Raw genomic sequence first — 21,693 nt, 5'->3', positions numbered from 1 at the left:
GCCTCCTATTGAAAAGGGGCTACTCAGTTGGCAGTGGGAATTTAAATTCCTCAACTATTGTTACACAGGCACAACCTATCTACTGAAGCGTGGATGGGGAAATTTTAATTAATTTAGTATTTCTACTTGTCAAACACCCCCATGCTTTATGCGTACTATCACGTAAAATTTACAAGTTCTCTTTAATTTCAGAGTTTTGGGGATTTCTAATTATGAATAAGATTGTAATTTCATCCACGGCCTGCGCTGCGGTCGCCGTGTTTGCAGCGATTGCTTCGCTCGCGACTCCTGCTCCAGCATCTTCTGCAGCCTCTTCGGCAACAGATCTGAAGTGCGGATGCTATGCTCCCGTCGAATCCAAAATCGCAGCAGGCAACCCTTCAAACGGCTACAATCTCAATTGCGAAAGCAACGATCGGTTCACTACAACTGGCACGGCTGTAAGCGTACAAAAGTCCGATATGAAAGTGTATGTTGACGCAAGCGGAGCGGTCCAGGGCGATAACGATATGGACATTACCTTCCGCTCTCGGAACAAAAAAGATTTCATCGCAGCATATGATGGCAATACCAAAGACCTGCTATGGGCTGGCGCTAAAAATGACAATAATGATCAAAAAGTGAGCGGATTTAAAATTGAAGGTAAGGACGGTACATGGACCGCCGCTTTCAAGGGCGAGACAACTGGTACAGACTACGTTGGCGTAGTCCTGTTTAATGATCTTGGCGATGGAAAGAAAACCATGACTGCACTGTGCCTGCAGGATCATTAAAGACTTCAAATAATTCAAGTGGCTCCTGTGTTAAAGCACAGGGGCCACAATCTATTCAAATACTGAATATGACGAGAAAAATATCATTTGAATTTTCAGGATAATTAAATGTCAAAATTTCTTATGATACCTGCAATATTCACAGTAATTAGTATTTCCTCGATATCAACGTCAGCATCAGCTACGGAGCTGAAGTGCGGCTGCTACGCTCCCGTCGAGTCTCAAATCGCAGCAGGCAACCCTACAAGCGGCTTCAATCTCAATTGTGAAAGCAACGATCGTTTTACGACGACTGGCAAGAGTGTAAGCGTTCAAAAATCCTATCTTAAAGTTTATGTCAATGACAGTAATGCAGTCCAAGACGATGAAGATATGAGCATCAAGTTTCGCTCTCGGAACAAACAGAAATTCCACGAAGCATATGATAAAACTGACGGAAAAATTTTGTGGTCGGGTGGCGGTTTCAATGAAAATGATATCGATGACACTACGGAGATAAATGTCGACGGATTTAAGATATCAGAAAAAAATGATGGCACGTGGGTCACATTGTTTAGAGGCAACGCAAATAAAAAAGTCTATGATGGATTGGTGCTTTTCTACGATTTGGGAGATGGAAAGAAAACTATGACTGCACTGTGCCTGCAGGATGACTAAAGAATTTGAATAGCCAAAGCAGTTCTCGCATGAAAATGCAGGTGCTTTTTATTTTGTATGGTAATAAAAAAATTCAAGCGCCTGCACAGTGCAATTTCAATATCAAACTATTTTGCAAGCCAGACCTTGAATATTACACTGCATTGCCAAAAGAAAAATATGGTTGAATAAATTACCATAATTTCTTTTAAATTTATAAGTGGATTAGCTATGAGAAGATTATTAATTATTTCACCAATATTTGCTGGAATTTTGGTAAGCTCTTGCGCAAGCCCCTATTACAAAGCTCGCGATGTGAAGTCTCGTACGCAAATCATAGCGCGAGATGCTTCGGTCGGTATCGGGTTGGTACAGCATGGGCCAGAGGGGGCGCGATTTTGTTTCCAGAGTGCGCCTGATGCGGCATATTCTCAAAATGCAGCGCTATCTTTAGATCTTAGCCTCGTGAGTGCTGGGAGCGAAGGTGAGTCCGATAGTGAAGGCTCCGCTGATACCGAAATGATTGGCAGAACCCCTGCGCTTCTGTTTGTGCGTGAAATATTCTTCCGCACCTGCGAGACAGCTATGTCCACCAACGCGTCGCCTGACGCTTGGCAGGCGATGTTTAAGTCTACCTTAGAGGTGGCGGCCGACGTCATGAAGGCTGAAACTCAGAACACATCTATCAATTTGAACGAGGAAGTGAAAGATGACAATAGCTCTAACAATTCTCTGAAAGAGGCGAGCGCTAGCGATCAATTCCAAGACGATGAATCTTCAGATAATTCAGATAGCGACAATGAATCCTCAGATAATTCGGACGATGATGAATCGTCAGATGACGACTAAAAAGCAATTTACTTTTAAAGCCGAATTTTTTCTTTCTTGGAAAAACAGTGTTGCAGTGAAAGCTGGCTGGAGGAATGATTTTTTGAGAACCCCTTCCTTCGCTGTCAGTGAGAAGTACTTTTTGCCAATCTGCTGATTAGCGCGAAGCTCAAGATAGAACGCTTCCCCGCGCTCAATCGCCTTTGCGCGATTCGTCGTTCCCAAGCTTTTGCGAGCATATTTGTTTTCATCTCTCAGCCAGAGACGAAAGTGCCAGTAGTCCCCACGCTTGTAGATGCATCCGTCGTTGAAGACAGGGATCTCATCGTCACTAAAGCGTTTCTTCTTTGAGACCATCAGCACCTCACCAAGCTGCACCTTTCAACCAACATACCCTACGATTCGCGGTAGTATCCGTTTTATGAAAGTTTGTGTGGCGAGGCACTGAAGGGCAACGATTTTTCATTGCACATGAAAGTTATGCGAAACTTTATATTGCATTAATATCAGTTACTTAGTTATATTTCTCTATTCCCACTCGATCGTTCCTGGTGGCTTGCTGGTGTAATCATAGACCACGCGGTTGATGCCCTTCACCTCGTTGACGATGCGGGTGGCGACGCGGGTCAGGAACCCGGCGTCATAGGGGAAGACATCGGCGGTCATCCCGTCGGTCGAGGTGACGGCGCGCAGGGCGCAGACCGAATCGTAAGTGCGGCTGTCGCCCATCACGCCCACGGTTTTCACCGGCAGCAGCACCGCAAAGGCCTGCCAGATCGCATCATAAAGGCCCGCATTGCGGATTTCCTCCAGATAGATGCTATCGGCCTTGCGCAGGATATCGCAGCGCTCCTTGGTCACTTCGCCGGGGATGCGGATCGCAAGGCCCGGGCCGGGGAACGGATGCCGCCCGACAAAGGCATCGGGCAGGCCCAATTCGCGGCCCAGATCGCGCACCTCGTCCTTGAACAATTCGCGCAGGGGCTCGACCAGGGCCATGTTCATGCGTTCGGGCAATCCGCCGACATTGTGGTGGCTCTTGATCGTCACCGAAGGCCCGCCGGTGAAGCTGACGCTTTCGATCACGTCGGGATAGAGCGTGCCTTGGGCGAGGAACGCGGCCCCGCCGATCTTCTTCGCCTCGGCCTCGAACACGTCGATGAAGGTCTTGCCGATGAACTTGCGCTTGGCCTCGGGATCGGTGAGGCCTGCGAGTCCGCCGAGGAACAGCTCTTCGGCCTCCACGTGGACCAGCGGGATGTTGTAGTGGTTCTTGAACAGGCTGACGACCTGCTCGGCCTCGCCCATCCGCATCAGGCCGTGATCGACAAAGACGCAGGTCAGCTGGTCGCCGATCGCTTCATGGATCAGCACCGCCGCAACCGCCGAATCGACCCCGCCGGATAGGCCGCAGATCACCCTGCCACCGCCCACCTGTGCGCGGATTTCCTCGATCTTGGTCTTGCGGAATTCGGCCATGGTCCAGTCGCCCGCCATCCCGCAGACATGGCGCACGAAATTAGCGAGCAGCTTGCCGCCATCGGGCGTATGCACAACTTCGGGGTGGAACTGGGTGCCGTAGAACCTGCGCGCCTCGTCCGCGATCACCGCGAAGGGCGCGCCATCGCTGGTGGCAACGATATCAAATCCTTCGGCAAACTGCGTCACCTTGTCGCCATGGCTCATCCACACCTGATGCCGTTCGCCGACGTCCCACAGCCCGTCGAACAGCGCGCAATCGGCGGTCACGGTCAGGAACGCGCGGCCAAATTCGCCGCCTTCTCCGGTCTCGTGGCCGGGCCGCACCTCGCCGCCGAGCTGGTGGGTCATCACCTGCTGTCCGTAACAGATTCCAAGGATCGGCACGCCCGCCTCGAACAGCATTTGCGGCGCGCGCGGGCTGCCATCTTCAGGAACACTGGCGGGTGATCCCGACAGGATGATGCCCTTCGGCTTCAGGCGGGCGAATGCCGCCTCGGCCTGGGTGAAGGGGGCGATTTCGGAATAGACCCCGGCTTCGCGCACGCGGCGCGCGATCAATTGGGTCACTTGCGATCCGAAATCGACAATCAGGACAGTTTCGGGGACAGCGGAATCGCCGGTCTCGGGGCTGGTTGGGTGCGCGCTCATGAGCGCGGATTACGAAGCGCGCCCTGCGCTGTCCAGCACCGCAGCGCCCTGACAGTCTTATTTTGCGGTGCAGCAGATATTTTTAGGCTTTATTCCAATTGGTTCCCAAAGTTCTGCACCCCAAGTGTTGCATTCTTTGAAACCATCATCGCACATTTCGCATTTGCACAAATCTCTTGTGCGCCGCACAATAGTTTCAAACAGCAACCGAATGTCGGCCAGCGACATCATTCTGTGTGACATCCTCTCAATTCCCGGAGTATCAACCATGCGTTTCACTCTTCCCCTGATCGCCCTTTCTGCTGTCGCCGCTATCACCGCCCCCGCCATCGCGGCGCCGCAGGCTGCAGAGCAAACCGTTCTGGTGCGCATCGCCTATGGTGATATTGATCTGACGAGCGCCGAGGGGCGCGCCGCTCTTGAAGCGCGCATCGATGCCAAGCTTCGCCAAGTGTGCACTGTCCAGGGCATCGGGCGCTTTTCCAATGGCCGCGCAGTGCGTGACGAAAGCTGCATCACCGAAGCCCGCACCGCCGCCCTCGCCGAGGTCGAGCGCGTGGCGGCCTACGAAGCGCGCCGCGGGCGGGCCATCGCGGCCAACTGATCCGAATCAGGCCGTTAAGCCAACAGGCGGCCGCCGGAGAAATCCGGCGGCCACTTGCATTCATGGAGCCTGACAAATGTTGCATTTTGTGCAATAAAATTTGGTATTTTCGCATTTGAATTCGATGCCATCGAACATCAATTAGCCATCCAAGCGATGCACGCCGGGCTCCTCTCCACCCTGGCTGCCCCCTTTTGGGGCCATCGCCAGGCAGAACGAGGCCGAAGACGGCGCTTCTGCCAGCCTGCCAGACCCGGTACGGACGGCCTCCCCCCGGCCCTCCCGCCCCCGCCGGGCGCTCTGCCACTATTGGCCGGGCACGCAGCGCGCGAGACGCGGCCACCTTTCCTCCCCCTTAAAACTGGTGGCCGCGTCTCCAGCCGCGCCAGTGCTGCCGCGCTGGCGCTGGCGCAAGTGATTGCAATTTCCGCTTTCCGTGATGAAATATTTTCGTGCGCTGACGAGTTTGATAATGACAAGCGCCATGCCATATAGTGCGCAAGCCCGCACTGCGATTCCTCTCCGCTTCGCCGCGCCGGGCCGACTCAACCACAACAGAACAGGGAAATAATCCATGCGCATGATCAGTGAAAAGGCGATTGCCTTGCTGCTCGCCGTCGCCATGAGCGGCACCGCGTTCAACACGTTTATCGTGTAAGCACGCGTCAGCAGCCCGGCGAAGCGCGAGAACCCTCTCCCTTGCGCTTTGCATCATCGGCCCGGTTGCCCACCCCGAACGGGGCGGCAGCCGGGCCGTTTGCGTCAGTCCGCTTCGCCGAGGCGGACGGCTTCATCGCGCAGATCGCTTTTCAGCAGCTTGCCGATATGGCTGCGCGGCATTTCGGCGATGGCATGGAGCGCGGACAGGCGCTGGGTCTTGCCCAGCCGCGCATTGACCGCCGCCATGATCGTTGCGGGATCGGCGGCGCTGCCTTTCAGCACCACAAAGCCGACCGGGGTTTCGCCCCACTGCCGCGACGCGATCCCCACCACTGCGGCTTCGATCACGTCATCCTCGCGCATCAGTTCGGCTTCCAGATCGGATGGATAGATGTTGAACCCGCCCGAGATGATCATGTCCTTGGCCCGGCCCACCAGTTCGACGAACCCTTCCGCGTCCACCCGGCCGATATCGCCCATCCGCATCCAGGCCTCGCCCGTCGCGGGGTCGATCCACTGGGCTTCGGCGGTCTTGTCGGGGCGGTTCTTGTAACCGCTCATCATGGTGAGGCTGCGGCCCACCATGTTGCCGGAGGTGCCGGGCGGCACTTCGCGGTCCTCCTCATCGAGCACCTTCAGCTCGCTCCCCGGCGCGGGGCGGCCGACGGTGTGGAGCTTGTCGGGGAATTCATGGGCTGGCAGCAGGCACACCACGCCGCCCTCGGTCATCGAATAGATCTCGATCAGCCCGCCTGGCATCCGCGCCAGCACCTCGCGCTTGAGGTCAGCGGAAAAGGGGGCGGAGGTGCAGTATTTGAGTTTCAGCGCCGACAGGTCGAAGTCGTCGAACCCGGCAAAATCCATCAGCCGCTGATATTGCACCGGCACCAGCATGGTGATGGTGGTGCGGTCGCCTTGCGCAAAGCCAAGCCACTTGGCGCAATCGAACTTGCCCATCACCCGCACGCAGCCACCCGCCAACAGCACCGGCAGAAAAGCGACCATGGTGGTGTTGGAATAGAGCGGGGTCGAGGCGAGCGAGCGCACATCCAGCCCCGCGCCGAGGTAACTCAACGCCGTCGCCGCAAACTGCCGCCAGCGCATCTGGTGCGAATGGACGATGCCCTTGGGGATACCGGTCGTCCCGCTGGAATAGATGATATTGAACGGATCGCCGGGTTCGGGCGCGAAGGCCGGAGCGCGGGCAGCGGGAGGCGCCATCCACTGGTCGATCGACTCCAAGGGCACGCGGATAAGGTCGGCCATGAAATCGGGGCCGAGTTCAGCCGCCTTGCCCGCATCGATGAACAGATGGATTGCGCCTGAATCCTTGGCCATGCCTTCAAGCTGCTCACGGCTCGCACTGGTGGTCAGCGGCGCGGCCACGCCGCCTGCACGCACGGCGGCGAGGAACACCAGCGCATATTCGACCGTGGACGTGCCGAGGATCGCCACCGATTGCCCGCGCTGTAGGCCGGTCTCGACCAGCCGCGCCGCCAGCCGCTCGACCAGCCCGACCAGTTCCGCCCAATAGACCTCGCGCCGCTCGTCGATCAGGGCGAGGTCATCGCCCTTGATGCGCGACCATTCCATCAGGATATCGGGGAGGCTGCCGAAGGGTTCGGCGAGGCGGCTCATCATCATGTCGGTGCTCATGGGCGCCATGCATAATCGGCGCAGCGCGCGGCGCAAAGGATTTGCAAGACGGCTCGCACAAGTGGCAGGAAGCGGCCCGAGGAGAGAGGAACGACATGATCCGCACCGCCACCGCACTCGCGCTCGCCGGACTGGCGCTCACCCCCATGCAGGCGCAAGGGCAGGCCGAGCCGCAAACCGTGCTGGTCGTCGTCGCCCACCCCGATGATGAGCTGTTCATGGCCCCGGCCATCGCCGCGCTGGCACGGGAAGGCCATGACGTGACGATTGTCTTTGCCACGATCGGCGATCAGGGGCCGGGCGTAACGTCTCTCCCGCGCGGCGCGGCGCTGGGCGAGATCCGGCGGGGGGAAGCGACATGCTCAGCCAAGGCGCTGGGGGCAGAGGCGCGGTTCCTCGAAGGGCTGGGCGACGGCACTCTTGCCGCCACACCGCAGGCTGCAGGTTCTCCGGCCAGGAACTTCCTCGACCAGTTCGTCTCTGCCTATCTTGCGGCCACGCCCGACCTTGTGCTCACGTGGGGACCGGATGGCGGCTATGGACACGCCGATCACCGCATGGTGAGCGCGTTGGTGACCGAAGCAGAGCAAATGATCGACCGACAGAACGGCGCACGGCTGCTCTATGTCGGCATCCCGACCGGGAGCCTCCCGCCCGTGCCCGCCATGGCGGACTGGGCGGTAACCGACCCCGCTTTGCTGACCGAGGCTATCGCCTACACCCCCGCCGATCTCGCCGCTGCCACCACAGCCGCGCAGTGCCACGTGACGCAGTTCGATGATACCGCCCGCTCCGGCATGATGGGCCTGTTTGACGCCGCCATGTGGCGCGGAAAGGTGCATTTCCGCCCAGCCTTCTGATGGCGCGTTCTGACCGGCTTGGCGAAGCACCCTGAACACTCGTGGAAAAGCGCGTGATGTGGCCCGCCCGCAGTTGGGTTTCCGCATCACAGCGCCTATATGATGATCATGAACGACACCACTTCTCAAACGCCTGACGGCACGCCCGAAAAGATCCGCCAGATGGGCGAATATGGCGCGGATTCGATCAAGGTTCTCAAGGGTCTGGATGCGGTCCGCAAACGGCCCGGCATGTATATCGGCGATACTGATGATGGCAGCGGCCTGCACCACATGGTGTTCGAAGTCAGCGACAACGCCATCGACGAAGCGCTGGCGGGCCATTGCGACCTCGTGCTGATCGAACTGAACCCCGATGGTTCTGTTTCTGTCGAAGATAACGGGCGCGGCATCCCCACCGGCATGCACACCGAAGAAGGTGTTTCGGCTGCCGAAGTCATCATGACCCAGCTGCACGCGGGCGGGAAGTTTGAAAACACCTCGGATGATAACGCCTACAAGGTGTCGGGCGGTCTCCACGGGGTCGGCGTATCGGTGGTCAACGCCCTGTCCGAATGGCTGGAACTGGTAATCTGGCGCGACGGCAAGGCGCACTGGATGCGGTTCGAGCATGGCGATGCGGTCGAGCCACTGGTCGTCACCGGCGACGCGCCGCCGGTTGCGAGCAACGGCGATGACAATGGCCTGAAAAAAGGCACCCGCGTCACCTTCAAGGCCAGCCACGACACCTTCAAGAACGTCACCGAGTTCGATTTCGACAAGCTGGAACACCGCTACCGCGAGCTGGCTTTCCTGAATTCGGGCGTGCGCATCAAGCTGCGGGACAAGCGCCATGAAGACGTGCTGGAACATGATCTTTATTACGAAGGCGGGATCGCGGCCTTCGTCAAATATCTCGACCGCAACAAGCAGGCGCTGATCCCCGAGCCGATTTCGGTCTCCGCCGAAAAGGACGGGATCGGGATCGATGTCGCGCTGGAATGGAACGATTCCTATTACGAGAACGTGCTCGCCTTCACCAACAACATCCCCCAGCGCGACGGCGGCACCCATCTGGCCGCCTTCCGCGCCGCGCTGACCCGCACACTCAACAATTATGCCGAACGTTCAGGCATGCTGAAGAAGGAAAAGGTCAGCCTGTCGGGCGAAGACATGCGCGAAGGCCTGACCGCGATTGTCAGCGTCAAGCTGCCCGATCCCAAGTTTTCCAGCCAGACCAAGGACAAGCTGGTCAGCTCCGAAGTGCGCTCGCCCTTGGAATCGCTGATGAGCGACAAGATGTCCGAATGGCTGGAGGAAAACCCCGCCGACGCCAAGTCGATCATCCAGAAGGTGATCGATGCCGCCGCCGCGCGCGAAGCGGCCCGCCGGGCGCGCGAAATGAGCCGCAAGGGCGCGATGAGCGTCGCCAGCCTGCCGGGCAAGCTGGCCGATTGTCAGGAACGCGATCCGGCCAAGTCCGAACTGTTCCTGGTCGAAGGCGATTCCGCGGGCGGCTCGGCCAAGCAGGGGCGTGACCGCAAGACGCAGGCGATCCTGCCGCTCAAGGGCAAGATCCTCAACGTCGAACGCGCCCGGTTTGACCGGATCATTTCCTCCAAGGAAGTCGGCACGCTGATCCAGGCGATGGGCACCGGCATCCGCGATGAATTCAACCTCGACAAGCTGCGCTACCACAAGATCGTCATCATGACCGACGCTGACGTCGATGGCGCGCATATCCGCACGCTGCTGCTGACTTTCTTCCACCGCCAGATGCCCGACATCATCCGCGCCGGGCACCTGTTCATCGCCCAGCCGCCCTTGTTCAAGGTCGCCAAGGGGCGGAGCGAGGTCTACCTGAAGGATCAGCCTGCACTGGATCGCTATCTGGTCGATGCCGGGCTGCAGGGGCGGATGCTGGAAACCACCGGCGGAACGCGGGCCGGGGCCGATCTGCGCGCAGTGGTGGACGGCGCGCTGCGATTGAAGAACCTGCTCGCCTACGTGCCGCGCCGCTATGACAGCGGGATTGTCGAGCAGATGGCACTGGTTGGCGCGCTGGAACCCGGCTTGACCGGTGAAGCGCTCACCGCCGCGCTGGCCCGCGCCGCCGGGCGATTGGGCGCCGGCGACCGCGAGGCCCGCTGGACCGCGCGGCAGCGTGAGGACGGCACGGTGGTGTTCGAACGCCTATGGCGCGGCGTTACCGACGTGCATGAAATCGACGCGCGGTTCCTATCCAGCACCGAGGCGCACAAGCTCCACAATCTCGCCGCGGCGCAGGCCGAGACCTACGCGACCCCCGTCAGCCTGGTGCGCGCGGGCGAGGCTGAAGCAGAGGACGAGCCCGAGGCCGAAGCCGAAGCGGTCGCTGCCGATCCGCTGGCGGGCGAGGCCGAGGAGGCCACCCCCACCCCTGCTCCGGCCGCGCGCGGCGATGGCGCGATCAGCCGCCCGACCCAACTGCTGGACGCGATCTTCGCCGCCGGCCGCAAGGGGCTCTCGATCAGCCGCTACAAGGGCCTTGGCGAAATGAACGCCGAGCAATTGTGGGAAACCACGCTCGATCCCGAAGCGCGGGTGCTGTTGCAGGTCAAGGTCGAGGACGCCGACGTCACCGACGAGATCTTCACCCGCCTGATGGGTGACGTGGTCGAACCGCGCCGCGAATTCATCCAGGATAATGCCCTGAACGTGGCAAACCTTGATGTCTGATACCATCAGCCATCAAGAACCGCAGCGGCCATCAACCCGGCGAACCTTGATGTCCAGGCCAACATAGGCGAGACCCCCGACATGGCCCAGCAGCCGCACCGCACCGATGAATTGCAGCATGCGAGCTTCCTGCTGATCCTTGCGCTGGTCAGCCTGATGATGGCGGTGATCGTCTGGCCGTTTGCCAGCGCACTGCTGTGGGCGGCGCTGGCGGCGATCATGTTCCAGCCGCTTTATCGCTGGATGCTGCGCAAGCTGGGCGGGCGGCGCAATCCAGCAGCGATTGCTTCACTGCTGGTGATCTTCTTTGCCGTGCTGGTTCCTGCCGCGTGGCTGGGAACGCTGGTGGTGCAGGAGGCGCTGGCGCTCGTCTCGGCGCTGCAGCAACAGCCGATCAATCTCGCCGCCAGCTTCGACAGCCTCTATGCCATGCTGCCGCAGGCCGCGCAGGAAGCGATCGACCGTTCTGGCTGGGCCGATCTGTCCAGCGCTCAGGCCAAACTGCAGGAACTGCTGTCCGAAAGCGCCGGGATGATCGCATCTCAGGCCGTGTCGATCGGCAGCGGTGCACTGGGCTTCATGCTGTCATTCGGCGTCGGGCTTTACGTGATGTTCTTCCTGCTGCGCGATGGCGAGCGGATCGGGCGCACCCTGCTCAACACCGTGCCGGTCGAACGGTCGGTTTCCGAACGCCTTGCCCAGCGGTTCCTCGGGATCGTGCGCGCGACGATCAAGGGATCGGGCGTGGTCGGGCTGGTGCAGGGCGCGCTGGCGGGCATCAGTTTTGTCATCGTCGGCCTTGAATCCGCGCTGCTGTTCGGCGTCGTGACCACGATCTTCGCGCTGGTGCCGGTGATCGGCGCGGGCGCGGTCTATGCACCAATCGGGCTATGGCTGCTGGTGACAGGCGCGGTATGGCAGGGCATTTTCGTGCTGGCATTCGGCGTTATCATCGTGTCCTCGGCGGACAATGTGCTGCGCCCGATTCTTGTCGGGCGGGATACCGGCATCCCCGACTGGATCATTCTGGTCACCACGCTGGGCGGGATCAGCTTCCTCGGCTTTTCCGGAATCGTGCTGGGGCCGCTGGTGGCGGGGCTGTTCCTTGCCAGCTGGTCGATTCTGCAGGAATATCGCGACGAGGATGCGCGCGTGCAGGAAACAGACTGGATTTCGGTCGATGCTTCGGGCCGCGCGAGCGATGCCGGCGGCGCGGACTAGCCGCCGATGCGCTCGCTCACCCGGCCCGGCAGTCAGGCTGAACAAGCTGGGCGGCTGGTGCTGGCGAGCCTTGTGGTGGTGATGCTGCCCGCGCTGCCTTTCGGCAATTACCTGATCTATCCCTTCGTGATCCTCACCACCTGGTTCCACGAAATGGGCCACGGCCTGACCGCGCTGGCAATGGGGCAGAGCTTTGATCGGCTGATGATTTTCGCCAGCGGATCAGGCGTGGCCGAAAGCCGCTTGGCTGCCGATGCCACCGCGACCACCTTTGCTGCGATCGCGGCAGGCGGTCCGCTGGCGCCGTGCATCGCCGGGGCGCTGCTGATTCTTGCCAGCGCACATCCGCGGCTGTGGCGTCCGGCGCTGTGGCTGGTGGCAGGGACGATTATCGCCAGCGTGGTCATCTGGGTGCGTTCGCCAGTCGGCTATGCGGTGCTGCCGCTGGTTGCGGCCTTGCTGGCGTTGGTCGCATGGCGCGCGCAGCCGGGGCTTGTGCGGTTCACCCTGCAATTCCTCGGCGTGCTCGCCGCGATGAGCATGCTGCGCGATTTCCACTATCTGTTCACCGAGGAAGCGATGATCGAGGGGCAGACGGTGCTGTCCGATACCGGCCAGATCGCCGCAGTGCTCGGCCTGCCGCACTGGTTCTGGGCCACGGCGATCCTGCTGGTTTCGGCGCTGATCGTGGGCGGTGCGCTGAAATATGCGCTCGCTGAACACCGTCTGCGCCCGCCGGCAAAGCCCCCCGCCAACGTGCTGCAGTTCCGGCGCGACTAGAACGCTTTCCGAGGCTCCGGATGACCCGACCCGGATCGAAAATGCTGTATACCAATGCTCGATGAGGTTGACTCATCGAGCATTGGTCAAGCCCGTGCGGCGCCTGAGCATTTCCAGCACGTGATGCGTCAGCATCTTGGCGCGCTGGTGTTAGAGCAAGTGTCAGTGCCAATGCGCGTGTCCATGCGCTAATCTGCGCGCATGGACATGACCGAAGTCGCCGACCGGCTCGCGATTGCGGAAACCCTCGCGCTCTATTGCCGCGGCATTGACCGCTGTGATGCAGCGCTGCTGGCCGCGGTGTTTACCCCCGATGCGCGGATCGATTACGGCGACGGCGCGACGTCTCCGGCAGAGACCATTCCCAGCCTGATGGCGGGCCTTGGCGCAATGCGCCTGACCCAGCACAACATTACCAACACCGTGATCCGCTTTATCGGCGATGCCAGCGCCAAGGCGGAAACCAACTGCGTCGCGCTGCACATCATCCCAGCGCCCGAGGGCGAGATCGAACTTGTCGTCGGCGGACGCTATCTCGACCGGCTGGTAAAGCGCGAAGACCGCTGGCGCATCGCCGAACGGCTCTATGTGATGGACTGGAACCGCAGCGGGCCTGCGACAATGCAGCAGGAAGGCGGCCTGTTTGACGGGCTGCGGCGGCATGGGGGCCGTGGGCCGGATGATCCTTCGGCAGCGTGGTGGGAAGCGAGCTAACCCTTCTTCAGGACGACGCGACCTTGAGCGTGTTCACCCCCGAGGCATCGGCCCCGGCCTCGCCAGAAAGGCCGATGAACATCGTGTCCACGATCCGCGCCAGCTTGTCCTCGGACAGCTTTTCGCCAAGATAGATCAGCGCATCGGGCAAGGTGTAGTTCGAGATCATCTGGTTGATCAGCGACAGCGCCTCATCAATCTCAAGGCCCGCAAAGAACCCTTCGGCCTGCGCCTCGGCGATCAACTCGCACAGGTAGTGATCGGCCAGATCGACATAGGATCGCACGCGTTCAAAATTGGCGGCCCCCATTTCGCACAGGATGGTGAAATGTTCCGGGTCTTCGCGGAAGCGGCCCTGCGAGATGATGAAGCGGCGCCGGAAGAATTCGAACATCTTGCGCGGCGGCGGCAGGGTGGTCGCCAGCACCTCCTCCATCACCGCCATATGCGGGGCGAGCCAGGTCTGCGCGACCGCATCGAACAGATCGTCATAATCGTCGAACAGCGCCTCGAACCGGGCCCGCGTCAGACCGCTTTCGGCCATCGCGATGGTCCAGGGGATCTCCGAGCCGCGTTCCTTGACGAGGTCGAGCACATGGCGCGCAACCCGCGCGCGCTCGGCTTCCCGTACCGTTTCGGTCAATGGCATAGCGTGCGCGCCTCCTCGCTTGGCGGGCAACATAGGCCAAGCGGGCGCGGGCTTAAAGGGCCGCTGGTCGATTGTTGTGCGACGCAACAAGGGAAATGCCATGATCCGCCCCGCCTCAACCCTTGGGGGGCATGGGGAAGAACGCCGAGGTGCGGCGCTTGTATTCGGCGTATTTGTCGCCCTTGGACTTGTCGAGGCCCTTTTCCAGCAAGGTCACGCCCGACCACTTGGTGAGCGTGAAGCTGAGGAACAATGGCCCGATCACGGTCGCCGCGGCATATCCCCAGCCAGCCGCAGCGCAGGCGAGCCAGATCCCCCACCACGCGGCGAAATCGCCGAAATAATTGGGGTGGCGGGTGTAGCGCCACAATCCGGTGTCGAGCACGTTTTGGCTTTCTGGGCCCTTGTTCGCCGGATCGGCCTTGAACCGCGAAAGCTGCCAGTCGCCGACCCATTCGAAGAACACGCCGATGCACCACAGTGCAAACCCGGCCCATGCCAGCGGCGGGATCGGGGCCGGTTCGGGGCTGGCGAGGATGCCGACCTGCGCCGGGGACGACACGGCAAACAGCAACACCGCCTGCATCAGCCATACGCGGGTGAGCGCGGCGCGGGCGAACTGGCCTTTCTCGCGATCCTTCCTGAGGATCATCTTGTAGCGTTTGTCCTCACCCTCCTTGCGCCAGCGCAGGAACAGATAAATGCCGAGCCGGAAGCCCCAGGCCGCGGTCATCACCATGATCAGGGTGGCGAGCGCGCCGGGGCCGCCCGGCACGTGTAGCCAGCTTGCCACGGCAAGGATGCCCATGCCCGCGCCCCAGAACGCGTCGATGAAGCTCACATCATCGATCTTGACGCTGATCGCCCATTGGATCAGCACCAGCACCAGCAGGATCGCGGCATTCAGGGCAAGCAGTTCAAACATCGTTCTTTCCAGCAATGATATCGCGCGCCTGTTGTTCCAGCACCTTGAACCGTTCGTAATCGGGAAGCTTGGAACGGAACCATTCGGCGATTTTCAGCAGATCCTCGCCGTAATTGCCGGTGGGCAGCATCGGCGGGCCGAAGCTGATGATCTTGCGGACATTATCGGCAAAGGCCGGGACAATCGGCACGTCGGCAGCGCGGGCGATGTGATAAAAGCCGGAACGCCACTTGCCGTCGGTCTTGCGGGTGCCTTCGCAGGCGATCACCAGCGCCAGTTCATCGCGCGCCGCGAATTCGGCGGCGACCTGTTCGGTGGCGTTGGCCTTGGCGGTGCGATCCACCGGGATGCCGCCCATGTCGAGCATGAAGTTGCGCATGAACCCGGTGAACAAAGTGTGCTTGCCCATGAAATTGGGCTTCACGCCTTCTTCGTGGGTCGCGCCGGTGAAGAACACGAAATCCCAGTTGGTGGTGTGCGGCGCGCCCGCGATCACATATTTCTTGAGATGGCGGGGCAGAGGGGAGTCAATCTTCCAGCCCCTGAGATACCAGATTGCCAGAATGATCCGGCGCACGATGCGCGAGGCCAGCGTGGGTGTGCGGTTAGGTCCGTGCGGCAATGTGTGATCCCTCTCTCGCCTGCATTACTGCCCGCAATCGGGTAAGTTACGCAAGGGAAAGTGTGTGGGTTTCAGACAGGCTTGCGTCACATCCGGAACACGCCAAACGCGGGCCGCTCGGCAATCGGCGCTTCCAGACACGCCGCCAGCGCGAGCCCCAGCACGTCGCGGGTCTGCACCGGGTCGACCACCCCGTCGTCCCACAGGCGGGCGGTTGCGTAGTAGGGGTTGCCTTCGTCCTCGTATTTCTGGCGGATCGGAGCCTTGAAGGATTCCGCCTCGCGCTCGTCCCACTTGTCGGCGTCGCGGTGGACGGTGGCGAGGACGCTCGCGGCCTGCTCCCCGCCCATCACAGAAATGCGCGCATTGGGCCAGGTGAACATGAAGCGCGGGGAATAGGCCCGCCCGCACATGCCGTAATTGCCCGCGCCAAAGCTGCCGCCGATCACCACGGTGACCTTGGGCACGGTCGCAGTAGCGACGGCGGTGACGAGCTTCGCCCCGTGCTTGGCGATGCCCTCCGCCTCGTATTTCCCGCCGACCATGAAGCCGCTGATATTCTGGAGGAACAGCAGCGGGATGCGGCGCTGGCAGGCGAGTTCGATGAAATGGGCCCCCTTCTGCGCGCTCTCGGAGAACAACACGCCGTTATTGGCCAGGATCGCGACCGGCATCCCCCAGATGTGAGCGAAACCGCACACTAGCGTGGAGCCATACTGCGCCTTGAACTCGTGGAACTCGCTGCCGTCGACCAGCCGCGCGATCACTTCCTTGACGTCGTAAGGAGCACGCACGTCATCGGGGATGAGAGCGTAAAGATCGTCCGCGTCGTATTTGGGCGGGCGCGGGTCTTTCAGCGCGATGTCCGCCGCCGCCCCGGTATTCGCGCCGAGGTGCGATACGATATCGCGCACGATGGTGAGCGCGTGCTCGTCATTCTCGGCGAGGTGATCGACCACCCCCGACTTTTTCGCGTGCAGATCGCCGCCGCCCAAGTCTTCCGCGCTGATCTCCTCGCCCGTCGCGGCCTTCACCAGCGGCGGGCCGGCGAGGAAGATCGTGCCTTGGTTGCGAACGATCACGCTCTCGTCCGACATGGCGGGCACATAAGCGCCGCCCGCGGTGCAGCTTCCCATGACACAGGCGATCTGCGGGATGCCGAGCGCGCTCATATTCGCCTGATTGAAGAATATCCGCCCGAAGTGGTCGCGGTCCGGAAACACCTCCGCCTGATGCGGCAGGTTCGCGCCGCCGCTGTCGACGAGGTAGATGCACGGCAGGCGGTTTTCCTGCGCAATCTCCTGTGCGCGGAGGTGCTTCTTCACCGTCATCGGGTAATAGGTGCCGCCCTTCACGGTCGCATCGTTGCACACGATCATGCACTGCCGCCCCGAGACGCGCCCTACGCCGCAGATGAGCGAGGCGCCGTTGACGTCGCCTTCATACATGCCGTTCGCCGCCAATTGCCCGATTTCGAGGAAGGGCGACCCCGGATCGAGCAGACGTTCGACGCGTTCCCGTGGCAGCAGCTTCCCGCGCGACACATGGCGTTCGCGCGATTTCTCCGTGCCGCCCAGCGCCGCCTCGGCCACACGCTTGCGCAGATCGGCGGCGAGCGCCGCGTTGTGCGCAAAGCGGGCCTTGGCCTCGGGGCTTTCGCGGTCGAGTTTGGTGGTGAGGGTGGGGGCGGTCATTCTTCGCTCTTCCCGGGCAGCGCACCGTCAAAGCTCTTGACCATGATAGCCTCGCCCGTGCTGCCATTTTCGCGGTACTTGGCGATTGCCAGATATTCGGGCGATGATGCCCAGGCCATGGCTGCCGCCTGACTCGGGAATTCGATCAACACCGAGCGGGTGAAGTCGAACGCGCCGCTCAGAACCAGAGGCTCCTCGTCGACGCTCAGCAATTTGCCGTCAAACTTCTCGAACACGCCGAAGAAGGCTTCGTCATATTTGTCATAGGATTCGCGGTCATGGATTGTGAACCGCGCGATGATGTAAATCGACATCAACCCGCAGCCCCGATCAATTCGCGCCCAATCAGCATCCGGCGGATCTCGTTCGTCCCTGCGCCGATGTCCAGCAGCTTGGCATCGCGCATATAGCGCTCCACCGGCCAGTCGGTGGTGTAGCCCGCGCCGCCCAGCGCCTGCACGCTTTCGGCAGCGACCTTGAAGGCGTTCTCTGAAGCCAGCAAAATCACGCCTGCCGCATCGAAGCGCGTCGTCTGGCCCGCGTCGCACGCCTTGGCGACCGCATAGGTGTAGGCGCGGGCCGATTGCAGGGCGACATACATGTCGGCGACCTTGGCCTGCATCAGCTGGAAGCTCCCGATGGGCTTCCCGAACTGCTTGCGCTCGCGCAGATAGGGGATCACGGTGTCGAGGCACGCCTGCATGATGCCGAGCTGCAATCCGGCGAGCACCACGCGTTCGTAATCGAGCCCGCTCATCAGCACGCCGACCCCGCCGTTCAATGGCCCCATGATGCGATCTTCGGGGACGAAGCAATCGGTGAACACCAGCTCGGCGGTGGGGGAGCCCTTCATGCCGACCTTGGAAATCTTCTGGCCGATGGCGAAGCCCTCGTCGCCCTTCTCGATCAGGAAGGCGGTGATGCCGCGGCTGCCCGCGTGGCCATCGGTCTTGGCATAGACCACCAGCGTATCGGCCTCAGGCGCGTTGGTGATCCAGAACTTGGTGCCGTTGAGGACATAGCCGCCCTGAACCGCGTCGGCCTTCAGCTTCATCGAGACCACGTCCGACCCTGCGCCCGCTTCCGACATGGCGAGACTGCCGACATGCTCGCCCGAGATCAGCTTGGGGAGATATTGGGCCTTCTGCTCATCATTCCCCCAGCGGCGGATCTGGTTGAGGCAGAGGTTGGAATGCGCGCCATAGGACAGGCCCACCGAGGCGCTCGCGCGGCTGACTTCCTCAACCGCGATCACGTGTTCGAGGTAGCCGAGGCCCAATCCGCCCCATTCTTCCTCGACCGTGATGCCGTGCAGGCCCAGCGCCCCCATCGGCTCCCACAATTCGCGCGGGAAGCGGTCTTCGCGGTCGGTGCGCTCCGCCAAGGGCGCGATCTGTTCGTCGGCAAAGCGCGCGGTTGTAGCGCGGATCATCTCCGCAGCCTCGCCAAGGTCAAAGTCAAAATCGGGGGTGGCGCGCATTTTATGTCCTGCGGGTGAAATGATTGTTCTGCCGAAGCGCATAGCAAGCGCTTGACCAAAGGCCAATCGCCCGCGCTGGCACAATGTGCCTTTCGCCGTTAGGGGTCAGGGGCATGGCATCCCCGCACCCCCTGCTCGTGTTCGATCACGCGGCCCGCGCCTATGGCGAGGTCACAGCGGTGGCAGGGGTAAGCTGCACCATCGCCGCAGGCAGCTTCGTCGCGCTGGTCGGGGCCTCGGGCTCGGGCAAGTCAACGCTGCTCAAGATGGTCAACACGCTGGTCGAACCGACCGGCGGAAAGGTGCTGTTCGGCGGGGAGGATGTCACCACGCTGCCCCCTGCCCGCCTTCGCCGCCGGGTCGGCTATGTGTTTCAGGGCATCGGGTTGTTTCCGCACATGAGCGTCGCCGAAAATATCGCCATCGGCCCGCGCCTGACGGGCGAGACGCTGCCGCCCGAACGGATTGCCGAATTGCTCGAACTGGTGGAACTGGAGCCGGGCATGGCCAGCCGCATGCCCGATGAGCTGTCCGGCGGGCAGCGGCAGCGTGTGGGCGTGGCGCGCGCGCTGGCAGGGGAACCCGAACTGCTGATCATGGACGAACCCTTCGGCGCGCTCGATCCGATCACCCGCGATGCGCTGGGCACCAAGGTGCGCGAACTGCACGAACGGCTGGGACTCACCACGGTGATGGTGACCCACGACATGGCCGAGGCGCTGCTGCTGGCTGACCGGGTGCTGGTGATGGACGCCGGGCAACTGGTCGCTGACGAAACCCCGCGCGCGCTGCTGGCCGGAGCGGGCGGCGAAGTCGCGCAGAGCCTCGTCGCCGTGCCGCGCCAGCAGGCCGAGCGGCTGGCTGCGATGGAGAGCCCTGGGGAAATTCCGCACTGATGGGCGATATCTGGGATATCCTCCCCGGCCTCGGCGACAAGCTGGCGGCGCATGTGGTGCTGTCGGCCAGCGCGATCGGGCTGGCGATGCTGATCGCCTTGCCGATGGCGGTATGGGCCAGCCGTTCGGCGCTGGTGGCGCGGCTGGCGCTGAGTATGGCAAGCCTCGTCCAGACCATTCCTGCGCTCGCCTTGCTGGCGCTGTTCTTCCCGCTGCTGCTGTCCCTGCGCAGCATCTTCGGCGAGGGGTTGCCGACGCTCGGCTTTCTCCCCGCCCTGATGGCGCTGACGCTTTATGCGCTGCTGCCGATCCTGCGCAACGCGGTGACCGCACAGGCCAATCTCGACCCCGAAATCCTCGAAGCGGCAGACGGCGTCGGCATGACCAAGTGGCAGAAGCTCACTCTGGTCGAAGCGCCCTTGTCTGCGCCCTTCATCATGGCCGGTATCCGCACGGCGAGCGTGTGGACCATCGGCGCAGCGACACTGGCCACCACCATCGGCCAGCCGAGCCTCGGCGATCCGATCTTTGCCGGGCTGCAAACCCAGAACTGGGCGCTGGTGCTGGCCGGATGCGTGGCGAGCGCGGGGCTGGCGCTGGCGGCGGATAACCTCTTGTGGGTGATCGAGGTCGGGCTGGCCAAGCGGTCTCGGGCGGCGACCTTCGGCGGGATGGCGGTGGTGGCGCTGGGCATTCTCGCCGCGCTGTGGGCGCAAGGGGCCGGGAATGACGAACGCCGCATCGTGATCGCCTCCAAGCAATTCTCCGAGCAATATATCCTTGCGCAATTGATCGGCGCGCGGCTGGAGGCGGCGGGCTACGCGGTCGAATATCGCGACGGGCTGGGCAGCGCCGTGGTGCATTCGGCAGTCGCCTCGTCCGCGATCGATATCTCGGTTGATTACACCGGCACTATCTGGACCAATTACCTAAAGCGCGATGACAATCCGGGCCGCGAGGCGATGTATGAAACGATCCGGGAGTGGGAGCAGCGCGAGAACGGCGTCATGGTGCTAGGCCGGTTGGGGTTCGAAAATGCCTATGCCTTCGCCATGCGGCAGGACCGTGCGGCGGAGTTGGATGTGACCTCGCTTACCGATCTCGCCGCCGCCGCGCCGCGCCTTACCGTCGGCGGCGACCCGGAGTTTTTCGAGCGGCCCGAATGGATCGCGGTGCGCGATGCCTATGGCTTGCGTTTCGCGGGAACGCGCAATTTTGCGCCGACCTTCATGTATAATGCGCTGCAATCGGGCGAGGCTGACGTGATCAGCGCCTATACCTCGGACGGGCGGATCGCGGCGGACAAGCTGGTGGTGCTCGAAGACCCCGAAGGCGCATTGCCGAGCTATGACGCGATGCTGATACTCTCCCCCCGGATCGCGGACGACGCAGGCGTGATTGCCGCGCTTGAACCGCTGATCGGCGCAATCAGCGTCGAGGCGATGCGCGAGGCAAACCTTGCGGTGGACCGCGAGGATGAGCAGAAGCGCACGCCCAAGGCGGCGGCGGCGGCGCTTTCAAAATCACTTCGTCGTCCCGGACTTGAGCTCGCGCCGGAGAACTGATGGCACGCGGCGGCTGGGTGTACATCCTGACCAACAAGCCGCGCGGGGTGCTTTACATCGGAGTCACCGCCGACATCGTCCGGCGGATCTGGCAGCACCGCAATAGCCTCGGTTCGGCATTCGTCCGCAAGTATGGGTTGGACAGGCTGGTTCGCGTGGAGGCCTACCCGACCATTGAGGAAGCGATCGCGCGGGAAAAGCAGCTCAAGAACTGGCACCGGCAATGGAAGATCGAACTGATCGAAAACGATAATCCAGCTTGGAAGCATGTCGAACCCGATCCCGGATCAAGTCCGGGATGAC

Annotated in this window: 23 protein-coding genes; 13 read left to right on the top strand and 10 right to left on the bottom strand. The window is 61.5% G+C overall.

The genetic code is table 11. The features are described 5' to 3' along the window. The first annotated feature begins 212 nt into the window (after positions 1 to 212). The 4 genes from BUA05_RS14535 (at position 213) to BUA05_RS14525 (ending at position 2,258) form a co-directional block, all read left to right on the top strand. Positions 213 to 773, top strand: a complete 561-nt coding sequence (locus tag BUA05_RS14535) for a hypothetical protein (RefSeq protein ID WP_143150292.1) — start codon at positions 213 to 215, stop codon at positions 771 to 773. A gap of 108 nt (positions 774 to 881) precedes the next feature. Further along, complete coding sequence (locus BUA05_RS14530; RefSeq protein WP_143150291.1) at positions 882 to 1,430, top strand: hypothetical protein; 549 nt, start codon at positions 882 to 884, stop codon at positions 1,428 to 1,430. Between the two features lie 29 nt (positions 1,431 to 1,459). Beyond that, positions 1,460 to 1,597 (top strand): hypothetical protein, encoded by a 138-nt coding sequence (locus BUA05_RS14770; protein WP_158093705.1) that lies wholly within the window; start codon positions 1,460 to 1,462, stop codon positions 1,595 to 1,597. A 127-nt stretch (positions 1,598 to 1,724) separates the two neighbouring features. Then, complete coding sequence (locus tag BUA05_RS14525; RefSeq protein ID WP_143150290.1) at positions 1,725 to 2,258, top strand: hypothetical protein; 534 nt, start codon at positions 1,725 to 1,727, stop codon at positions 2,256 to 2,258. Here the strand turns inward: BUA05_RS14525 and BUA05_RS09585 are convergent. Further along, the gene (locus tag BUA05_RS09585) at positions 2,244 to 2,615 is read right to left on the bottom strand and encodes a hypothetical protein (RefSeq protein WP_143736633.1); all 372 of its coding nucleotides are present in this window, start codon (positions 2,613 to 2,615) and stop codon (positions 2,244 to 2,246) included. The two genes, BUA05_RS14525 and BUA05_RS09585, sit on opposite strands and share 15 nt — an antisense overlap. A 150-nt stretch (positions 2,616 to 2,765) precedes the next feature. After that, on the bottom strand, positions 2,766 to 4,367 hold the full coding sequence (gene guaA, locus BUA05_RS09580) for a glutamine-hydrolyzing GMP synthase (protein ID WP_072674570.1): 1,602 nt from the start codon (positions 4,365 to 4,367) through the stop codon (positions 2,766 to 2,768). Between the two features lie 211 nt (positions 4,368 to 4,578). Here guaA and BUA05_RS09575 point away from each other — a divergent pair, with 211 nt between their 5' ends. Continuing rightward, complete coding sequence (locus BUA05_RS09575; RefSeq protein WP_084662574.1) at positions 4,579 to 4,971, top strand: UrcA family protein; 393 nt, start codon at positions 4,579 to 4,581, stop codon at positions 4,969 to 4,971. A 306-nt stretch (positions 4,972 to 5,277) separates the two neighbouring features. Here BUA05_RS09575 and BUA05_RS14520 read toward each other — a convergent pair whose 3' ends face one another. Both BUA05_RS14520 and BUA05_RS09570 read right to left on the bottom strand, forming a co-directional pair. Next, complete coding sequence (locus BUA05_RS14520) at positions 5,278 to 5,613, bottom strand: hypothetical protein (RefSeq protein WP_143150288.1); 336 nt, start codon at positions 5,611 to 5,613, stop codon at positions 5,278 to 5,280. 120 nt (positions 5,614 to 5,733) lie between these two features. Then, positions 5,734 to 7,296, bottom strand: coding sequence for a class I adenylate-forming enzyme family protein (locus BUA05_RS09570; RefSeq protein WP_072674566.1), 1,563 nt, complete (start codon positions 7,294 to 7,296; stop codon positions 5,734 to 5,736). Between the two features lie 86 nt (positions 7,297 to 7,382). On the opposite strand from BUA05_RS09570, the gene BUA05_RS09565 reads away from it, so the two are divergent. The 5 genes from BUA05_RS09565 (at position 7,383) to BUA05_RS09545 (ending at position 13,559) form a co-directional block, all read left to right on the top strand. Next, the gene (locus tag BUA05_RS09565) at positions 7,383 to 8,147 is read left to right on the top strand and encodes a PIG-L family deacetylase (protein WP_072674564.1); all 765 of its coding nucleotides are present in this window, start codon (positions 7,383 to 7,385) and stop codon (positions 8,145 to 8,147) included. A gap of 108 nt (positions 8,148 to 8,255) precedes the next feature. Then, the gene (gene gyrB / locus BUA05_RS09560) at positions 8,256 to 10,844 is read left to right on the top strand and encodes a DNA topoisomerase (ATP-hydrolyzing) subunit B (RefSeq protein WP_072674667.1); all 2,589 of its coding nucleotides are present in this window, start codon (positions 8,256 to 8,258) and stop codon (positions 10,842 to 10,844) included. A gap of 81 nt (positions 10,845 to 10,925) precedes the next feature. Beyond that, the gene (locus tag BUA05_RS09555; protein WP_072674561.1) at positions 10,926 to 12,065 is read left to right on the top strand and encodes an AI-2E family transporter; all 1,140 of its coding nucleotides are present in this window, start codon (positions 10,926 to 10,928) and stop codon (positions 12,063 to 12,065) included. A gap of 6 nt (positions 12,066 to 12,071) precedes the next feature. Beyond that, entirely contained in the window at positions 12,072 to 12,845 is a 774-nt protein-coding gene (locus BUA05_RS09550) for a M50 family metallopeptidase (RefSeq protein ID WP_072674559.1), read from the top strand. Positions 12,846 to 13,052: 207 nt separating this feature from the next. After that, positions 13,053 to 13,559 (top strand): nuclear transport factor 2 family protein, encoded by a 507-nt coding sequence (locus BUA05_RS09545; protein ID WP_178139170.1) that lies wholly within the window; start codon positions 13,053 to 13,055, stop codon positions 13,557 to 13,559. Positions 13,560 to 13,566: 7 nt separating this feature from the next. Here BUA05_RS09545 and BUA05_RS09540 read toward each other — a convergent pair whose 3' ends face one another. The 6 genes from BUA05_RS09540 to BUA05_RS09515 all read right to left on the bottom strand — a co-directional run bounded on the left by BUA05_RS09540 (position 13,567) and on the right by BUA05_RS09515 (position 18,929). Further along, a complete protein-coding gene (locus BUA05_RS09540) occupies positions 13,567 to 14,208 on the bottom strand; it encodes a hypothetical protein (protein WP_072674555.1) in 642 nt (213 codons plus the stop codon). A gap of 115 nt (positions 14,209 to 14,323) precedes the next feature. Further along, positions 14,324 to 15,133, bottom strand: coding sequence for a DUF1295 domain-containing protein (locus BUA05_RS09535; protein WP_072674553.1), 810 nt, complete (start codon positions 15,131 to 15,133; stop codon positions 14,324 to 14,326). Further along, positions 15,126 to 15,755, bottom strand: a complete 630-nt coding sequence (locus BUA05_RS09530) for a 1-acyl-sn-glycerol-3-phosphate acyltransferase (RefSeq protein WP_072674551.1) — start codon at positions 15,753 to 15,755, stop codon at positions 15,126 to 15,128. Before BUA05_RS09530 ends, BUA05_RS09535 begins: the two co-directional genes overlap by 8 nt. An 86-nt stretch (positions 15,756 to 15,841) precedes the next feature. Continuing rightward, a complete protein-coding gene (locus tag BUA05_RS09525) occupies positions 15,842 to 17,449 on the bottom strand; it encodes a carboxyl transferase domain-containing protein (protein WP_072674549.1) in 1,608 nt (535 codons plus the stop codon). Then, on the bottom strand, positions 17,446 to 17,763 hold the full coding sequence (locus BUA05_RS09520; RefSeq protein WP_072674547.1) for a DUF1330 domain-containing protein: 318 nt from the start codon (positions 17,761 to 17,763) through the stop codon (positions 17,446 to 17,448). The genes BUA05_RS09525 and BUA05_RS09520 overlap by 4 nt, the downstream gene beginning before the upstream one ends. Continuing rightward, a complete protein-coding gene (locus BUA05_RS09515; protein ID WP_072674545.1) occupies positions 17,763 to 18,929 on the bottom strand; it encodes an isovaleryl-CoA dehydrogenase in 1,167 nt (388 codons plus the stop codon). Before BUA05_RS09515 ends, BUA05_RS09520 begins: the two co-directional genes overlap by 1 nt. Before the next feature lie 113 nt (positions 18,930 to 19,042). Between BUA05_RS09515 and BUA05_RS09510 the strand changes: the two genes are divergently transcribed. Genes BUA05_RS09510 through BUA05_RS09500 form a run of 3 tightly spaced genes read left to right on the top strand, consistent with a single transcriptional unit; the run spans position 19,043 to position 21,692 of the window. Then, positions 19,043 to 19,825 (top strand): ATP-binding cassette domain-containing protein, encoded by a 783-nt coding sequence (locus BUA05_RS09510; RefSeq protein ID WP_072674543.1) that lies wholly within the window; start codon positions 19,043 to 19,045, stop codon positions 19,823 to 19,825. Beyond that, positions 19,825 to 21,390 carry an ABC transporter permease/substrate-binding protein gene (locus BUA05_RS09505; protein ID WP_072674542.1) on the top strand — a complete coding sequence of 522 codons (1,566 nt, stop codon included), beginning with the start codon at positions 19,825 to 19,827 and terminating at the stop codon, positions 21,388 to 21,390. The genes BUA05_RS09510 and BUA05_RS09505 overlap by 1 nt, the downstream gene beginning before the upstream one ends. Beyond that, positions 21,390 to 21,692, top strand: a complete 303-nt coding sequence (locus BUA05_RS09500) for a GIY-YIG nuclease family protein (protein ID WP_072674540.1) — start codon at positions 21,390 to 21,392, stop codon at positions 21,690 to 21,692. The genes BUA05_RS09505 and BUA05_RS09500 overlap by 1 nt, the downstream gene beginning before the upstream one ends. Position 21,693: the final 1 nt, after the last annotated feature.

This window comes from Erythrobacter sanguineus (genome assembly GCF_900143235.1).
GTDB lineage: Bacteria > Pseudomonadota > Alphaproteobacteria > Sphingomonadales > Sphingomonadaceae > Erythrobacter > Erythrobacter sanguineus.
This window is presented reverse-complemented; position numbering and strand designations above follow the sequence as displayed.

Excerpts from the sequence above, each read along its gene's own strand:
- BUA05_RS09535 (WP_072674553.1), bottom strand. The coding sequence starts at position 15,133 with ATGTTTGAACTGCTTGCCCTGAATGCCGCGATCCTGCTGGTGCTGGTG.
- BUA05_RS09575 (WP_084662574.1), top strand. The coding sequence starts at position 4,579 with ATGTCGGCCAGCGACATCATTCTGTGTGACATCCTCTCAATTCCCGGA.
- BUA05_RS09570 (WP_072674566.1), bottom strand. The coding sequence starts at position 7,296 with ATGGCGCCCATGAGCACCGACATGATGATGAGCCGCCTCGCCGAACCC.
- BUA05_RS09515 (WP_072674545.1), bottom strand. The coding sequence starts at position 18,929 with ATGCGCGCCACCCCCGATTTTGACTTTGACCTTGGCGAGGCTGCGGAG.
- BUA05_RS09540 (WP_072674555.1), bottom strand. The coding sequence starts at position 14,208 with ATGCCATTGACCGAAACGGTACGGGAAGCCGAGCGCGCGCGGGTTGCG.
- BUA05_RS09550 (WP_072674559.1), top strand. The coding sequence starts at position 12,072 with ATGCGCTCGCTCACCCGGCCCGGCAGTCAGGCTGAACAAGCTGGGCGG.
- BUA05_RS09555 (WP_072674561.1), top strand. The coding sequence starts at position 10,926 with ATGGCCCAGCAGCCGCACCGCACCGATGAATTGCAGCATGCGAGCTTC.
- BUA05_RS09505 (WP_072674542.1), top strand. The coding sequence starts at position 19,825 with ATGGGCGATATCTGGGATATCCTCCCCGGCCTCGGCGACAAGCTGGCG.
- BUA05_RS14535 (WP_143150292.1), top strand. The coding sequence starts at position 213 with ATGAATAAGATTGTAATTTCATCCACGGCCTGCGCTGCGGTCGCCGTG.
- BUA05_RS09520 (WP_072674547.1), bottom strand. The coding sequence starts at position 17,763 with ATGTCGATTTACATCATCGCGCGGTTCACAATCCATGACCGCGAATCC.
- BUA05_RS14770 (WP_158093705.1), top strand. The coding sequence starts at position 1,460 with ATGAAAATGCAGGTGCTTTTTATTTTGTATGGTAATAAAAAAATTCAA.
- BUA05_RS09510 (WP_072674543.1), top strand. The coding sequence starts at position 19,043 with ATGGCATCCCCGCACCCCCTGCTCGTGTTCGATCACGCGGCCCGCGCC.
- BUA05_RS09500 (WP_072674540.1), top strand. The coding sequence starts at position 21,390 with ATGGCACGCGGCGGCTGGGTGTACATCCTGACCAACAAGCCGCGCGGG.
- BUA05_RS09545 (WP_178139170.1), top strand. The coding sequence starts at position 13,053 with ATGACCGAAGTCGCCGACCGGCTCGCGATTGCGGAAACCCTCGCGCTC.
- BUA05_RS09565 (WP_072674564.1), top strand. The coding sequence starts at position 7,383 with ATGATCCGCACCGCCACCGCACTCGCGCTCGCCGGACTGGCGCTCACC.
- BUA05_RS14530 (WP_143150291.1), top strand. The coding sequence starts at position 882 with ATGTCAAAATTTCTTATGATACCTGCAATATTCACAGTAATTAGTATT.
- BUA05_RS09525 (WP_072674549.1), bottom strand. The coding sequence starts at position 17,449 with ATGACCGCCCCCACCCTCACCACCAAACTCGACCGCGAAAGCCCCGAG.
- gyrB (WP_072674667.1), top strand. The coding sequence starts at position 8,256 with ATGAACGACACCACTTCTCAAACGCCTGACGGCACGCCCGAAAAGATC.
- guaA (WP_072674570.1), bottom strand. The coding sequence starts at position 4,367 with ATGAGCGCGCACCCAACCAGCCCCGAGACCGGCGATTCCGCTGTCCCC.